Source organism: Actinomadura geliboluensis (assembly GCF_043197915.1).
Classification (GTDB): domain Bacteria; phylum Actinomycetota; class Actinomycetes; order Streptosporangiales; family Streptosporangiaceae; genus Spirillospora; species Spirillospora geliboluensis.
Genome location: NZ_JBICUA010000002.1, coordinates 249,162 through 262,846 on the forward strand (window position 1 = coordinate 249,162; position 13,685 = coordinate 262,846).

At 66.7% G+C, this 13,685-nt stretch carries 16 protein-coding genes and 1 tRNA gene; 7 read left to right on the forward strand and 10 right to left on the reverse strand.

What is annotated here, in order from left to right:
• Positions 1-9: 9 nt before the first annotated feature.
• Together ACGFI1_RS06685 and ACGFI1_RS06690 are read right to left on the reverse strand one after the other, a co-directional pair.
• Positions 10-597 carry a hypothetical protein gene (locus ACGFI1_RS06685; RefSeq protein ID WP_392783763.1) on the reverse strand — a complete coding sequence of 196 codons (588 nt, stop codon included), beginning with the start codon at positions 595-597 and terminating at the stop codon, positions 10-12.
• Positions 598-861: 264 nt separating this feature from the next.
• The gene (locus tag ACGFI1_RS06690; RefSeq protein WP_392783766.1) at positions 862-1,086 is read right to left on the reverse strand and encodes a hypothetical protein; all 225 of its coding nucleotides are present in this window, start codon (positions 1,084-1,086) and stop codon (positions 862-864) included.
• A 382-nt stretch (positions 1,087-1,468) separates the two neighbouring features.
• Here ACGFI1_RS06690 and ACGFI1_RS06695 point away from each other — a divergent pair, with 382 nt between their 5' ends.
• A complete protein-coding gene (locus ACGFI1_RS06695) occupies positions 1,469-2,062 on the forward strand; it encodes a hypothetical protein (RefSeq protein ID WP_392783769.1) in 594 nt (197 codons plus the stop codon).
• Between the two features lie 561 nt (positions 2,063-2,623).
• On the opposite strand, the gene ACGFI1_RS06700 is transcribed toward ACGFI1_RS06695, so the two are convergent.
• Both ACGFI1_RS06700 and ACGFI1_RS06705 read right to left on the reverse strand, forming a co-directional pair.
• Positions 2,624-3,217 carry an IS630 family transposase gene (locus tag ACGFI1_RS06700; protein ID WP_387076529.1) on the reverse strand — a complete coding sequence of 198 codons (594 nt, stop codon included), beginning with the start codon at positions 3,215-3,217 and terminating at the stop codon, positions 2,624-2,626.
• Complete coding sequence (locus ACGFI1_RS06705; protein WP_392783771.1) at positions 3,121-3,717, reverse strand: winged helix-turn-helix domain-containing protein; 597 nt, start codon at positions 3,715-3,717, stop codon at positions 3,121-3,123. Before ACGFI1_RS06705 ends, ACGFI1_RS06700 begins: the two co-directional genes overlap by 97 nt.
• A 106-nt stretch (positions 3,718-3,823) precedes the next feature.
• Here ACGFI1_RS06705 and ACGFI1_RS06710 point away from each other — a divergent pair, with 106 nt between their 5' ends.
• A complete protein-coding gene (locus ACGFI1_RS06710) occupies positions 3,824-4,465 on the forward strand; it encodes a hypothetical protein (protein ID WP_392783774.1) in 642 nt (213 codons plus the stop codon).
• A gap of 790 nt (positions 4,466-5,255) precedes the next feature.
• Here ACGFI1_RS06710 and ACGFI1_RS06715 read toward each other — a convergent pair.
• On the reverse strand, positions 5,256-6,047 hold the full coding sequence (locus ACGFI1_RS06715) for a hypothetical protein (RefSeq protein WP_392783777.1): 792 nt from the start codon (positions 6,045-6,047) through the stop codon (positions 5,256-5,258).
• A 243-nt stretch (positions 6,048-6,290) separates the two neighbouring features.
• Here ACGFI1_RS06715 and ACGFI1_RS06720 point away from each other — a divergent pair, with 243 nt between their 5' ends.
• Positions 6,291-7,517, forward strand: coding sequence for a sensor histidine kinase (locus ACGFI1_RS06720; protein ID WP_392783779.1), 1,227 nt, complete (start codon positions 6,291-6,293; stop codon positions 7,515-7,517).
• A 52-nt stretch (positions 7,518-7,569) separates the two neighbouring features.
• Positions 7,570-8,232 (forward strand): response regulator, encoded by a 663-nt coding sequence (locus ACGFI1_RS06725; protein WP_392783782.1) that lies wholly within the window; start codon positions 7,570-7,572, stop codon positions 8,230-8,232.
• A 720-nt stretch (positions 8,233-8,952) separates the two neighbouring features.
• On the opposite strand, the gene ACGFI1_RS06730 is transcribed toward ACGFI1_RS06725, so the two are convergent.
• Genes ACGFI1_RS06730 through ACGFI1_RS06740 form a run of 3 tightly spaced genes read right to left on the reverse strand, consistent with a single transcriptional unit; the run spans position 8,953 to position 9,942 of the window.
• Positions 8,953-9,144 (reverse strand): DUF397 domain-containing protein, encoded by a 192-nt coding sequence (locus ACGFI1_RS06730; protein WP_392783785.1) that lies wholly within the window; start codon positions 9,142-9,144, stop codon positions 8,953-8,955.
• Positions 9,135-9,635, reverse strand: a complete 501-nt coding sequence (locus ACGFI1_RS06735; protein ID WP_392783788.1) for a DUF5753 domain-containing protein — start codon at positions 9,633-9,635, stop codon at positions 9,135-9,137. The genes ACGFI1_RS06730 and ACGFI1_RS06735 overlap by 10 nt, the downstream gene beginning before the upstream one ends.
• Before the next feature lie 7 nt (positions 9,636-9,642).
• Positions 9,643-9,942 (reverse strand): helix-turn-helix domain-containing protein, encoded by a 300-nt coding sequence (locus ACGFI1_RS06740; protein ID WP_392783790.1) that lies wholly within the window; start codon positions 9,940-9,942, stop codon positions 9,643-9,645.
• Between the two features lie 164 nt (positions 9,943-10,106).
• Between ACGFI1_RS06740 and ACGFI1_RS06745 the strand changes: the two genes are divergently transcribed.
• A complete protein-coding gene (locus tag ACGFI1_RS06745) occupies positions 10,107-10,433 on the forward strand; it encodes an ATP-binding protein (RefSeq protein ID WP_392783793.1) in 327 nt (108 codons plus the stop codon).
• A gap of 756 nt (positions 10,434-11,189) precedes the next feature.
• Here the strand turns inward: ACGFI1_RS06745 and ACGFI1_RS06750 are convergent.
• Positions 11,190-11,277: transfer RNA gene (locus tag ACGFI1_RS06750), tRNA-Ala, on the reverse strand.
• A 124-nt stretch (positions 11,278-11,401) separates the two neighbouring features.
• Here ACGFI1_RS06750 and ACGFI1_RS06755 point away from each other — a divergent pair.
• A complete protein-coding gene (locus ACGFI1_RS06755; protein ID WP_392783796.1) occupies positions 11,402-12,754 on the forward strand; it encodes a tyrosine-type recombinase/integrase in 1,353 nt (450 codons plus the stop codon).
• Positions 12,755-12,908: 154 nt separating this feature from the next.
• On the opposite strand, the gene ACGFI1_RS06760 is transcribed toward ACGFI1_RS06755, so the two are convergent.
• On the reverse strand, positions 12,909-13,106 hold the full coding sequence (locus ACGFI1_RS06760; protein ID WP_392784553.1) for a DNA-binding protein: 198 nt from the start codon (positions 13,104-13,106) through the stop codon (positions 12,909-12,911).
• 173 nt (positions 13,107-13,279) lie between these two features.
• Here ACGFI1_RS06760 and ACGFI1_RS06765 point away from each other — a divergent pair, with 173 nt between their 5' ends.
• Entirely contained in the window at positions 13,280-13,567 is a 288-nt protein-coding gene (locus tag ACGFI1_RS06765) for a hypothetical protein (protein WP_392783799.1), read from the forward strand.
• Positions 13,568-13,685 lie beyond the last annotated feature (118 nt).

Consider the following 13,685-nt stretch of genomic DNA (forward strand, 5'->3'; position numbering starts at 1 on the left):
CTAGGTAACTCAGAGCCAACCGACCTCCTTCGCGTGCATAATCGCCTGAAGCCGCGTCTCAACGCCCATCTGCTTATATAGCGCCTGCAACAGCCGGAACATCGCGCGCTCGGAATACCCGGCCTCATCCGCGAGTTGGCCGACCGTCCAACCTGTCGCCAGTCTCTGCAGCCAGGCCAACTGCTCTACTGAGGGAGTCGCGACGGCGGCAGAAGGCGCGGCGAGTGCGGTCGCGACGGCCGCCGGCATCACGGCCTGACCTTCGATGGTCGCGGCTACGGTCCGCTGCAGAATCACATCGGTCACATCACGTGGCAGGACGGACCGCGCTCCAATCCGTACCGCACGAGGCCCGGCCGTCACGTCGTCCAGCAGTGCGATCACCGGTATGGCCTCGGTGCTGACGCAGAGCCGTCCCAGCAGTTCCCAGTCCGGTTCCATCGCCACTGTCAGTAGCACGAGGGTTCCGGCACGCTGGCATACCCATGCCACCACATCGGCAGGAGTCTCCACCGCATGCCCGGCCTCCTTCAGGACGGTCGCGACCCCCTGCCGGAACATCGGCAACGGCTCGACAACGGCGATGCGAACGGCCACCGGATCGGCGAATCCCTTCTTCCAGTGTCTCGGCGTAGGCGTTGTGGATCCTTGCATCTAACCTGAATCGCCGATAGCTCAGGGGCGGGAGCACGCCAGATCTCGACAGAGCCATGCCATCATCGGCCGTGGACCCGCACCGCTCGGCGCTCTTAGCGTCCTCGGTAAAGGGGGGCGGTGCCCATGGTCCACGATGACGACACCGGCAAGCGCGTCGAGTTCACGATCCCCGGCACAGATCGGCGAACGCCTATCGGCAGACCGTCAAAGCTCCCGTCGCAGGAGATCCAAGACGAGATTAGGGCACTCGGCAGGCAGCGTGGCGTGGATATTGAACGCATCTTCGCGCGATTCCGCCGCATGCGCCATGACATCAGCCGGGAAACGATCAGGTACATCCTGGAACAGGATGAGGCCAGGCAAGAGCCCAGGCCCAGGCACTTGGGCTGAGCCGTTGTGCTTGCTGCGGATGTCGGCGAAGAACAGCACCAGATCAGGGCTTGCAGTATTGCTCGGCTGTTGTCCGACAACTCTCGGACTGTGCTACAGGCCGGGCTGGAGACCGAGATGAACGACCATCTGGGCTATGAGGGCGAACGCCCGGCCAAAGCCGCCCAGCAGCGACCGCAACGGCACCCTCGCCTTGGAGGCGTCCACGAATCGGGTCAGGGAGGCGTCCAGGTGCCGCGTCCGCTTCTCGGCAGCACCGCACGATTTCTCGGCAGCACCGCACGATCTGCGGCATGACAGCGAATCGCATCAACGGTCGACGCTTGGGTTGACGATCTGGGGCCGCCGTCGGTGCCCGAGCTTAACCGTTCGGGCTGGCTCCAAAGCCGTAGGCGGCGCTCGCGAACGTGATACTGGGGCAATGCAAGACTCGTGGGTACACGTTGGTCGGCTCTGGACCAACGGCGAACCGTTTCTCGCGCTCGACGCCGCACTTCGTGGGGGCTGGCACGGCTCCAGCGACGACGAGTTCGACCGGATCGTCGAACTCGGCCCGCAGGAAACCAGCATCCTCGTCGGCAGTGAGCGAGCAGCCCTCGTCGGCGGCGACGGGGTCGTCCGCGACGACAGTTGGATCGAGGTCTTCCAGGCGGCGAGCGGCACCGTCGCCATCGTGCAGGCCTCCGGTGGAGACTATTCGGAAGCGCTGGCCAGAGCGCTTGAGTACCCGACTGCACAGGACGAAGACGGAGACACGCTGAACGTGCGCAGTGGCGCGCTTGCCGTCTTCAGTGGCGCGGTCGATGGTGCCGGTCCGCATTCCGTACCCCTGCTCGCGGCCCAGCCCGGACCAGTGCCGGCCATCCACGGCCCGCCGTCTTGCGGTGTGAACCCGGGCCTCCTGTTGGCCACCGCGCACACCGCCTACAAGCTCAAGGTTCGCTGGTACACCGAACTCGACGAGGACAACTGCTTCGCCCGGTGGCTCCTCGTCCCAGTACAGGCCACAGGCTGAACAACGCTCGGAACGGATCCGCACCATCAGCGGCAAATGAGTGCGTTCGAAACACGGAGTAGCCCTGGCTGCATGGCAGACCGGCGGTGCGTGTTTGAGGAGTTCTCGCGGTCGGTGCGGCTGGGTGACGTTCGGTATCGGTTCGGTCAGGGCGGCGGGGTCATTCGGCGGCCCCGGTTCCATGCTGCCGTCACTCCAGTCTCGCCGTCAGACCAAGCCTCTACGCTCCCCGTATGACTCGGACCACGCCGCCACGGCCCGTCGACCTTGTCTCCGTTTTCCCTGAACTGTCTCGCTACGCGCGGACGGCAACACGGCTTCATCCTCGGCCCGGCTCACCGCGAGTACGGGAAAGCTCGATCGGCGGCCCCCTGTTGTGGCCGGCCGACGAGCCTTGGCCGATGTGTACGCAAAAGCACGACCCTTACGGGCTGGTCGAGCGGCTCGACCACGAACGCCGTCGTCGCGAGGTCCTCGCGGAAGCTTGGAGCCGGATTCCGCTCGGCTCGAGAGCGGACTTCACCCCGCAGCAGCGGGCGGAGTTGAACCGCCTAACCAGGGTTAATTGGTGTTGGCGGGTGTGGTGGTGGGGGTGAGGCCTGTGGTGGTCAGGCAGCCGTCGATCACGTCGGGGTGGTGCTGGATGACTTTGAGGCGGTGCTTGATCATGCCGGTGAGGTGGTCCAGGTCGGTGGCCAGGAAGTTGGCCATGGAGCGTTTCAGCAGGGACCACACGCTCTCGGCGGGGTTGAGGTCGGGGGCGTAGGCGGGCAGGTAGAACACTTTCAGCCAGTCGGCGTGGGCGTCGATGAACGCGCGCATCGCGGCGGAGTGGTGGATGCCCAGGTTGTCCCAGACCAGCACGATCTTCCCGCCGGGTAACTGCTGGTGGGCGGCCTGGAGCAGGCTCTTGTACTCGTTGAGAGTGAAGGCGGCGCGTTCGCCTTTGCGGCGGCGGTAGTGGTGCAGCCGGTAGATCAGCCGGGGCCGGTGCCCGGGCCGATAGCAGACCATCCCGGCGACCGAGACCCGCCCGCCGTGGTGGCCGCCGTGCACCCTCACCTGCGGCCGGTGCCCCCGCCGCGACCAGCAGCGTCCGCGCGGCGGCCTGAGCCCTTGACCTGTCTCGTCTTCGAAGCAGATCCAGGCGCCCAGGTCGCCCGCGGTGCTTCCACCTGCGGCCACACCTGCTCTTTCCACACCTCGACGGCCTGGTCGTCGCGCTCGATCGCACGGCGCCCCGGGACCTGCACCGACCAGCCGTTGCGGCGCAGCAGCAGCGACACCCCCGGCAGGGTGTACTCGACCCCGAACAGGCCCTTGATCAGCGCCGCGATCCGGCCCAGCGTCCAGCGCTGGTCATCGGCATACCCGTGCGCGGCCGGCCCGCGGTTCAACTCGGCCTCCAACCACGCGAACGCCGCATCGTCCAGCCGCGCCCGCCGATGCGGACCCTTGGACCGCAACGCCTCCGGCCCGCCCTGGCGCCAGGCCTGCCGCCACTTCTCCACCTGCCGCACACCGACCCGCAATTGCGCGGCGATCCACACGTTGGGCCGCCCATCTGCGAACCACTGCGCGGCCTGCATCCGCACCTGTTCCCGCCGTTCACGGCCCGCGTCGGTCATCCCGCCGCCCTGGGGGTATCTGGCCATGCCACCGGCATACGCCCACACCACCGGCCCGTCCACTCACCAAACCGCCATGACCCATTAACCCTGGTTAGATGACAACGAGCCGCCCCCACCGCCGGACGGGCCGGTGCCCTTCCTGGCCTTCGCGCAGCTGTACGCACGTGACGTCCCTGACTTGGCACCGCCGCCGCACGCCGATCTGCTGCAGGTGCTGTGGTGTCCGTGGGACCACGACTACCTGTCGTGTCCGGCGGTGATTCTGCGGTGGCGGCGGGCGGACGAGGTCACCGTCGCGCTCGATTCGCAGCCCGAACCGGAACTGATGGAGTACAACACCTATCTGCCCGAGCCATGCGTCCTGTATCCGGAGCAGATCGTCGAGTATCAGTACGCCGACTTTCTGCCCGCCGACCTGGACCGCAGGCTGAGAGAGTGGAGCCGGGAGACCGGCCACAGCTACCAGGACCTGTCGATCGCCTCGGGGATGAAGGTCGGCGGTTGGTCCTCCTGGCACCTCACCGATCCCTACCCCATGATCTGTGAGTGCGGCGCCGACCTTGAACTATTGCTGTGCATCGACGGTTCCGAATGGGACGGCAAGCGCACCTGGCAACCGGTTGAGGACATCGAGATCGAAGCGGCCGAGCAGTTCCACCGCTATCCGCATCTCAACAGTCCGACCAACATCACGATCGGCCGGGGTTACGGCCTGTGGATCTTCACCTGCCCCGTTTCCCACGACCACCCGCACCAGATGAGCATGCAATGAACGCACCGCCTCGGCCGCACTGATCGCGGTAGTAGAGGACGCCAGTACCGGTGCAACGGCGACGAGATCCCAGACCCCATGAACTCTTATATGCCGTGCTCGATCAGTAGGTCGAAGGCGGCTCGGGGCGCCGTTGTATCAGCGTCCTGCCCTGCCGCTGTTGTTGAGAGTGGTTCCGGGTGGGTCGGTCAGTACGTACAGTCCCCGGCCGGTCCGGCGGAGCGGTGTTCCTCCTGCGCTGGGTGGTCCTCCGGGCGCATTACTGATCATGCCCTGGAAAGTGGGGTCGAGGCTTGGCCGGTCGTGATCACGACGCGATCGGCGGCAGATGAGGATGTTTCGTTGGGTTCGAGGCCGGCAGCCTCGGTAGGGGAAGCGCGTGAACGCCAGGCTTCCGATCAGTTCCGCGGGCCTGTTCCTGCGCGGTCGGTGGCGCGGTGGTGGTAAATAGCACGCATGGCAGTACTGCCGGATACTACGGCCACGTCTCGCAAACGAGGTCCCGCGTAGATCGAGACGACGGCCTCGGAGCGCGGACACTGCGCCCCGGCGGCGGCCGACGTGACGTCTGCGCCGGCCATCAGCTGTCCCGCCGCGGTCCGTGCAGCGGCATCAAGGCGGGCGGCTCGCCCGCCTTGCCGCCCAGGGCGGCGAGGCCCGCCGCTGCTACCGAGAACGCCCGCTGCCGCTCCTCGAACTCGAGCGCGGCATCGGCGATTGCACCTCCGGCGCACGGCCGGCGAACGCCCCAAGCGCTGCGGCGACCGCAGCTGCCTCGATGTCGTTCTCATCATCCCTCCTCGTCGGAGGTCGATGCGTCGTCAGGACGGTCAGCTGTTCGAGCGCGCACCAGCCGTACGCCGGTCGCGAGCAGCCACACGAGCCAGGCGGCGTAGCCGGGCATCCCCACGAAGAGGAGCCGTGAGCCGTCCGCGATCGCGAGGTTGGCCGCCCCGGCGGCGAGCAGCAGGCCACCCCCGGCCACTGCGAGCAGACGCTGCCACGGCGGCGTCAGCCGGCTCGCATGCGCCGCCAGCGCAGCGCCGATGAATGTGGTGCCGAGCGCCGGCAGCGCCAACGCGAAGGCTGCTGCATGCAATTGCCAGGCGAGCTCGAACTCCGGGCTCGGCTCGGCGAGCTCGCCGGCGGACAGCACGACACCGTTCCACAGGACGGCGTAGAGCGCGAAGACTGCCGAGAGGGTCGCGCCTGCGGCCACCGCGAGGCGCGACCAGTCCGCGCCCGCACGCCCGCGGCGCTCGACGAGCCCGTGGAGACCGGTCAGGAACCCGAGCAGCAGTGGCAGGTTCAGCGCCTCCAGGCCGACCGCGATCGCGACCGCGACCCGGTGCTCGGTGTGGAAGGCGAGCACCTCCTTGATCGGGGCCCCGTAGTCCGGCGCTCCGGCCCAGACCACCACCGCGTTCTGGATCGCCACCGACGCTGCCAACGCGACCGCCGTCGCGCCCACGACCCGCTCTCGGAGCGCTCGGGTCGGGGTGGGCCCCGTCGTTGGCGCTGCCGCGCTCACGGGCACGTGCAGGGATTCCAGCGCGGTGGCGGGGTTATGCGGTGATCTCATCTCTCACTCCTTCGTTGCGGTCGGCTGATCGGTGTAACACCACGTCATTCGTTGGCGCAGGAATGGTCGGAATTGGTTTCGGAGTCTTCTTCGGCTGTCCGTTCCAGTGATGTGGAACAGATTGCTGGAGCGGCCGGATACGCCGCTACGAGCCCAGGTCGGTGGTGGTGGGCCCAAGGTCTACACCGCGGAATCGACTTTGGTCGGATGCCGTGGGGCCCGACCCGGCCGTACCCTTCGATCATGATGGTCCCGGCGGACCCGCAGGATCGGAGTCCGCAACCGGCGGGCGCGACCAGCGATGCCGACCACAATCCGGTACGCCCCGCCGAGCGCACGATCCGCGGCCGGGTGGCCGACGCCACGTGTTTCCTGCTGGCCGTCGGCCTCACGATGCTCGCCCTGGCCGACGGCCTCGCGCAACACATCGCACCGGTCCCGCTCACCGTCGACCTCGTCCTCGGCGGCCTGTGCAGTCTGGGGGTGTGGCTGCGCCGACGCCGGCCGGTCGGCTTGGCCGTGGTCGTGGGTCTGGTCAGCGTCTATTCGACGTCGGCGGCGGGCGCGGCGCTCGTCGCGCTGTTCACCGTCGCGGTGCACCGGCGTTTCGCGGTGGTCGCCCCGATCGTGGCCGGGTACGCGCTCGTACCGTTCCTGACGCTGCTGGTCCGGCCCGACGTCCCAGCCGGGTCCCCGTCGGAGATCGTGCTGGGCGTCGTCCTCGCGGCCGCGGTGCTCGCCTGGGGCATGTTCGTACGGGCCCGGCGCCAGTCGCTGCGGGAGCGGGCCGGTCGGGTCGAGGCCGAACAGGAACTGCGCCTCGCCGAAGCCCGCCAGAGCGAACGCAACCGGATCGCCCGTGAGATGCACGACGTGCTCGCCCACCGCCTGTCCCTGCTGAGCCTGCACGCCGGGGCGCTGGAGCTACGCCCCGACGCCGCGCCCGAGGAGATCGCCCGTGCCGCCGGGGTGGTCCGCGACAGCGCCTACCAGGCGCTGGAGGACCTTCGGGAGGTGATCGGCGTCCTCCGCACCGGTGTCGACCGGTCCGACGAGACGCCGGAACGGCCGCAGCCCACCCTGGCCGACCTCCCTGACCTCGTCGACCAATCGCGGCGCGCCGGGATGCGGGTACGGCTCGACTGGCGGACCGACGCGCTTCCCGCCGTACCGGCCGGTGTGGGACGCAGCGCGTACCGGATCGTGCAGGAAGGGCTGACCAACGCCCGCAAGCACGCCCCCGACGGCGAGGTGGCCGTCACCGTCCGGGCAGCCCCAGGCGACGGCCTAACCGTCGAGATCCGCAACCCGTACCCGGCCGAAACCAGCCCTGCCGGCATCCCCGGCGCCGGCATCGGCCTCATCGGGCTCACCGAACGGGCCGCCCTCGCCGGCGGACGCCTCGAACACGGCCCCACCCCCGCCGGTGACTTCCGGCTCAGGGCCTGGCTACCGTGGCCTACCCCCTGATCGCGGTCGGAACCGGCCTCCGTCCCAGGTGAGCACAGACAAGGAGCCCAACGTGAACGCACCGCTGCGGGTCCTCATCGTCGACGACGACCCGCTCGTGCGGGCCGGCCTCACCATGGTCATCGGCGGCTCGCCGGACATCGCCGTGGTGGGCGAGGCCGGCGACGGAAGCGAAGTAGCCGCCGCCGTCGACGCATACGCCCCGGACGTGGTGCTGATGGACATCCGCATGCCCACCCTCGACGGCCTCGCCGCCACCGAACGACTCCGCGCCCGACCCGACCCACCCGAGGTCATCGTCCTGACCACCTTCGACGCCGACGAATACGTCCTGCGCGCCCTGCGCGCCGGGGCCAGCGGCTTCCTGCTCAAACACACGCCACCCGCCGAGATCCTGCGCGCCATCGCGCGGGTTGCGGCCGGCGAACCCATCCTGTCGCCGACCGTCACCCGACGGCTCATCGCCCACCTCAGCGACACCGGCGCCGCCGCCCGGCAACAGCACGCCACCACCGCGCTGCATCAGCTCAGCGAACGCGAACGCGAGGTCGCCATCGCCGTCGGGCAGGGCAAGTCCAACGCCGAGATCGCGGGCGAGCTGTTCATGAGCGTGGCCACCGTGAAAGCCCACATTTCCCGCATATTCACCAAACTCGATCTCAACAACCGTACCCAGGTCGCTCTGCTCGCCCATGACGCCGACCTCACCGGCTGACACCGGAAGCCTTCTGCCCCCTCACCGCCAGACAGTTCAGGCGGGAGCCATCGACCACTTGCTATTGCCCAACTTCCGCACATCGGCATGAGGGGGCGTTTGGCCCATGGGAAGAGTCGGCTGATGCAGGAGGTGGTCGATCGTGCTGCGGGACGTGGCCTCGATCGCGGCAGGTAGCGGATGACCCATTTCTGATCATCCGCTTTGTGCTGTCCCGGTTGTTTGTGGCAGGAGGTCGCGGCGAGGCTTCGCACGTCGGCGTGCAGGGGGCCGGCGGCTGGCCGAGGGCGAGCGTGTGTTGGTAGATGGTGATGCCGGTGAGCCGGACGCGGTGGCCGTTCGGGAGATAGGGGCGGTGCAGTAGGCGAGCATCTGGTACAGGGCGGAGTCGGGGAAGCCCTCGGGGTTTTCGGCCTTGTACTTGGCGTCGGGCCACGGCGTGCGGGGTGCCGTCAACGGTGTAGTGGACGAGTGGGGCACGATCGGGATCGCGTGGTTCTCGTCTAGGTGGTCGGGGGCTTGGAGTACGCAGTGGCTGGTGCTCGCGCTGAGTGCCTCGCGTAGGGCGAGCGTGACGACGTCCTCGAAGACGCGTGCCAACTTGAGTAGGAAGCCGCTGACAGTGGTGCCTGCGGTGCTCGGCGGAGGCGCCGCAGACGTCGATACCGGACGTTCAGCCGCGTGGGCCGTCACGCTGGCGGGGGTGGGGGTGCCGGGTTGTCAGTGGGTGTTGGCGGGGGATCGGACGGCTGTGCGCAGGGCCGTGTGGGTCAGGAGGAGGACGGGGCCATCCGGGTCCTTGCTGTCTCGTACTGCCACCACCGCATTGGTCACGTCCGCTAGTTCGACGCAGTTGCCTCCGCTTGAGGTGCTGCGGCTGCTCCGGCGCCAAGTAACGTTGCTCAGGTCCATTTTTCTATTGCCTTCCTAATGACCTCTCGCGACGCATCTTCCGTGAGTGCTCGTGCACGAAGCTCGATCAGAGTTCGTGCCAGAGTGGCCAGGTCCGTCGGGTTGTCCGTTGCGATGCCGCGGATGGCCGTCTCGACGTAGGCAACCTCGCTGCGGTCCTCCATCGTTGCAATCATGAAGTCACCCGAGTTGCCGGTGTGCTCACCGCTTGCCAAGACTACTTGGATCGTGATGTTCGGCAACATGCCTATGGTGAGCAGGTGCTCCAACTGTTCGCTCATCGTCTCGGCGGAACCGACTTGCCGGTACAGGGCATGCTCGTCGAGGAGCAGCACAAAGAGCGTGGGAGGAGTTCCATCGTCCCTGGTGAGGATGGATTGACGTCGCAGGCGGAGGTCTATCGCCTCCTGGTTGCCCTTCAGCAGGACCGACATGTTATCCGGAGTTTGTAGCAGTCCAGGGATCACTCCGTGCTCCCAGCAGACCAGCATCACCGCATCACCCTCTATCTGCGGCCAGTCGAACCAGACCGGTACAGGGTGACCGTCCTTTCAGGTCCTCCCACAGAGCGATCAGCGCTCCGCCTGCCTCCAGGTGGTCGTCGATGATCTCCACAAAGGGCCGCGTGGCGTGCTTCTTCCCCGCCTCGATGCGGCTCACCTGGGCGGGGCTGACCTTTGTGAGATGGGCGATCGTCTCCTGTTTGATGCCCTTGGCCTCCCGTAGCCGGCGCATCTGCCGACCGAAGGCGATGAGCGCAGCCGACTCCCTGGGGCGCTGCCGTCGTACCGGCGCCATGATCCTTTTCTCCTCTCGGCAACTTGCCGCTTGTTTGTGCTGCTTACCGCTCGACGCCACTTGAGTGCGGCAAGTCAAACGGTAGCCCGGATAGTGGCTCACTGTGTGTCGTTCAACACACACAGTGAGGAGAGGTCTTGGGTCATGCGGCGTACGCGAGCGAGATGGCAGCGAAGCAGGATCTACAGGTCGTCGCGGAGGTCCGGGAGTTCGTACGTCTGTTCACCGGTCAGTACGGCATGGATGACTTCGTTCCGTGCCTGGTGGCGAGCGAGCTGGTCACCAACGCGCTCCGCTGTGCGTCCGAGAAGGACGGCGACGTGACGCTGCGGCTGGACCGCACCGAGGACGGCGCGTTGTGGATGGAAGTCCAAGACGCGACCAACGACCTGCCGCGCATGCTGGAGACGGACGCGGTCAGCGAGACGGGCCGGGGGGCTGTTCATCGTCGATCAGTACGCCCGCTGCTGGGGCATCCGCGCTCTTGCTGAGGACGCTGGCAAGGTCGTCTTCGCCGTCATTGACGCGACATGAACTGGCACGGCATGGCGGCCGAGGCGTCGGCGAGGTTAAGCGTCGTCCCCGAGGCGCCGAACCTCGCTGCCGACGGCGCTCGACCCGGCGACCCCCGGCTCAGGCTGCGACCGGCCCGAATTGGCGATCGTTCGACTTCTGAGTGCCTACGGGCAGGAGTCTCGAGGAGTGCGTGACCCTCGACCGGTGGACTCGTCGAGCGGCATCGGCTGGTGCCGTGCGAGGTGCCCGCAGGTTCCATGCCGAGGTAACTCCCGACCTGTCTGATGCTGGCAGAAAGGCGTCCTACATGGTCCCTATTCAGGTTGACCAGGCGAGCACCTCGTATGGACGGACTAGAGCTTCACAACGACGGGGTCGCTGAGCGGCTCACTTTGGAGCTGGAAGGGCAGCCTTGTCTGAGCCCGCGGCTGGGAGCCCAGGAACAACGTGACGCTTCTCCTGCCGATGCCTTCGATGCGTCGGCGTCGATATCGAAGTTGCGGCGCCGGCGTAGAACGCCGCTGGGATCGCACGCTGACTCGTGGTTGTGCGACATGCCAGCGGGGGACGGGCAGTCCGAGCTGCGCCGGAGCCACGGGAGTCGCCGAGTTGCGGAGGGGTGAGACGTAGCCTGCCGGGGTGTGTCATCTGGTGCCGGTTGGTCTTGATGACAAACGATCAAGGGCCTGATCGGAGTATGTTCCGATCAGGCCCTTGACCTGCGTATTCGTTGGTGGAGCTGAGGGGATTTGAACCCCTGACCCCCTCGATGCGAACGGGATGAATCAAGTTTTACAGAGTCGGACGTTCAACAACTTCAGGGTAAAGTTGCAGGTGAGAGCGGCCCTTGATGCCGCCCCGTGTCACCGGGTTTCAAGATCGACCACACCGTCCTTGATGACATCTCGATGACACGGGCGATCACTGCTTCCTGGAGGTTCCCATGGGTTTCGCGCGGCCACGCACGGCCAAGGACGGCCGAGTCCGCTACATCGCCCTCTATCGAGACCAGCGCAACAAGGTCAGATCCGCCGGTACCTACTCGTCCGAGCGCCAAGCAGACAAAGCTTGGCAAAAGGCCGAGGCGAAACTCGCGTTAGATCGCCTGCCCGACGCCACCAAGGGCCGCCAGCGATTCCGCCGCTACGTCGAGGACGTCTGGTTCCCCAACCATGTCGTCGAACTACGGACGAGAGAGAACTACGACTACGAGATCCACCGCCACATCATGCCCTGGTTCGCCAGCATGCGAATGATCGACATCCTGCCCGTGGACGTCCGCGAATGGGTCACGCACCTGCAGAACGAGGGGGTCAACCCACCGACCATCCGCTACTGCATGACGGTTCTCAGCGCCATCTTCACGACAGCGCTCAACGACCTCGTCATCGTCCTCCACCCCTGCAAGGGCGTGAAAACACCGCCCGTCCCCAAGAAGAAGCGCACCATCATCACGCCCGAGCAGTTCGACGCTCTCTACGAGTCACTGACCGACACGCGCATGAAATTGCTCGTGGAACTGAAGGTCGAAACCGGCCTCCGTTGGGGTGAACTCACCGAACTGAGGCCGAAGGACATCGACTTCGCGACGCGGACCCTCACCGTCAGCCGGGTCATCATCGAACTCAACCCGAGGCACCATCCGGAAGGCGGCCGCTTCCTAGTGAAGGATTACCCGAAGGACAGGGAGCACCGCAGCGTCCGCCTCAGCAGGCAGATCGTCTGCAAGGTCCAGGCGTACATCAGCGAAGAGGGCATCCAGGAGAACGACCTCCTCTTCTTCCTGCGCCAGGACGAACTTCCGCGGCCACGACGACTACGCGTCCTCCTCGACCCCGAAACCCTCGGTTTCATCGAGCCCGACTGCCGTTACAGACACGGGACGCTGAGCGGGTACTCCGCGGGCAAGTGCCGCTGCCAACACTGCAAGGACATCTACGCTGACTACCGCGCCCGTCGACGCGAAGCCGGCAAGGACTCCCCAAGACGCCGTCGAACAATCAACACCGACGGCCACATCCCCCGGACTTGGTTCCGTGACCACGTCTGGAAGCCAGCGATCAAAGCGGCCGACCTCCGCATCCATCTCCGCCCTCACGACCTTCGGCACGCCCACGCGTCCTGGCTCCTGGCCGGTGGAGCCGACCTCCAGGCTGTGAAGGAACGCCTCGGCCACGCCAGCATCACGACTACCGAGAAGTACCTGCACACCCTCCCCGACGAGGACGACACAGCCCTGGACGCCTTCGACAAGATCCGTAACCGCTCGAAACCCACTTCGATCCGAGCTGTCTGAATCCAACCAACGAGGCTTCCTGGGGATATCAACTTCCCAGGAAGCCTCACGTCTTCGTGGCCAAGCTTCAGATGGCACGGTCCCTCACCATCAACACAGAAGGTCCGGCTCTCCATCGGAGAACCGGACCTTCGTGCGAATGGTTGGCGGTTCGTCAGTTCGGCTCGATACCGAGGAGCCTGCGGAGGTCAGCCGTGACGACGCGATAGCTCGTGCCGATGCGGATCACCTTGCAGGGGAACTGCCCTCGGCGGGCAAGTTCGTAGGCACGCGTGCGCCCTAGCCGGATGGCGCGGGCTGCGGTCTCGACGCTGACGGTGGTGGGGAGGGCGAGCAGCTCATCGTGGCTCATCTGCTTCACGCTCCGGCCCCTCTCCGAGAGTTGCCGAACCATCTCGTGCGTAGCCGTCCGTTCTCGGGACCTCTCGCTCGTGGCTCGGCTCGTCGGAGCGGAGCCGCGGGTGCTGGCTCGGCGACTTGGGCGGGGGACGGCGTTGCCCCGGCCGCGCGCGGCAGGCTCTTGCCGTGAACGTGGTTGATCGTGCTCCTGGCCTGGTCGACCGCCTCGCTGCATCCGGCACCCAAGTGGCGGGCGTGAAGAACGGCGCGGCTGAACGTTTCGAGAGTCTCATCGAGGCTCACACCGTGGTCATGGACGAGCTGTCCGTCCAAGTGCTGGCGCACGAGGAAGCGCTCGAGTTGAAGGAAGAGTTGATCGAGGCCGGAGACGGCCGTGTGCACGGCGTCCAACACTCCGTAGACGGTTGCCGGCTCGGCAAGGCCGCCCGGTTGGCCGACGGCCCGCTTCAGTGAGCGGGCGGCGCTTTCGAGGTCGTGGGCGAACTGTTCGGTCTCATGGTCGGTCTGGGTGTGGTCGTGAGCCATAAGTGCACTCCTTGGGCTGCAGGCCCTCTGCGGGAGGGCCAGAGTT

Bases quoted from the DNA above. Each gene is read 5' to 3' on its own strand.
- ACGFI1_RS06755 (WP_392783796.1), top strand. From the start codon at position 11,402: ATGGGTTTCGCGCGGCCACGCACGGCCAAGGACGGCCGAGTCCGCTAC.
- ACGFI1_RS06735 (WP_392783788.1), bottom strand. From the start codon at position 9,635: ATGCTGGTCTGCTGGGAGCACGGAGTGATCCCTGGACTGCTACAAACT.
- ACGFI1_RS06730 (WP_392783785.1), bottom strand. From the start codon at position 9,144: ATGGACCTGAGCAACGTTACTTGGCGCCGGAGCAGCCGCAGCACCTCA.
- ACGFI1_RS06720 (WP_392783779.1), top strand. From the start codon at position 6,291: ATGATGGTCCCGGCGGACCCGCAGGATCGGAGTCCGCAACCGGCGGGC.
- ACGFI1_RS06705 (WP_392783771.1), bottom strand. From the start codon at position 3,717: ATGGCCAGATACCCCCAGGGCGGCGGGATGACCGACGCGGGCCGTGAA.
- ACGFI1_RS06760 (WP_392784553.1), bottom strand. From the start codon at position 13,106: ATGAGCCACGATGAGCTGCTCGCCCTCCCCACCACCGTCAGCGTCGAG.
- ACGFI1_RS06740 (WP_392783790.1), bottom strand. From the start codon at position 9,942: ATGGCGCCGGTACGACGGCAGCGCCCCAGGGAGTCGGCTGCGCTCATC.
- ACGFI1_RS06745 (WP_392783793.1), top strand. From the start codon at position 10,107: ATGGCAGCGAAGCAGGATCTACAGGTCGTCGCGGAGGTCCGGGAGTTC.
- ACGFI1_RS06695 (WP_392783769.1), top strand. From the start codon at position 1,469: ATGCAAGACTCGTGGGTACACGTTGGTCGGCTCTGGACCAACGGCGAA.
- ACGFI1_RS06715 (WP_392783777.1), bottom strand. From the start codon at position 6,047: ATGAGATCACCGCATAACCCCGCCACCGCGCTGGAATCCCTGCACGTG.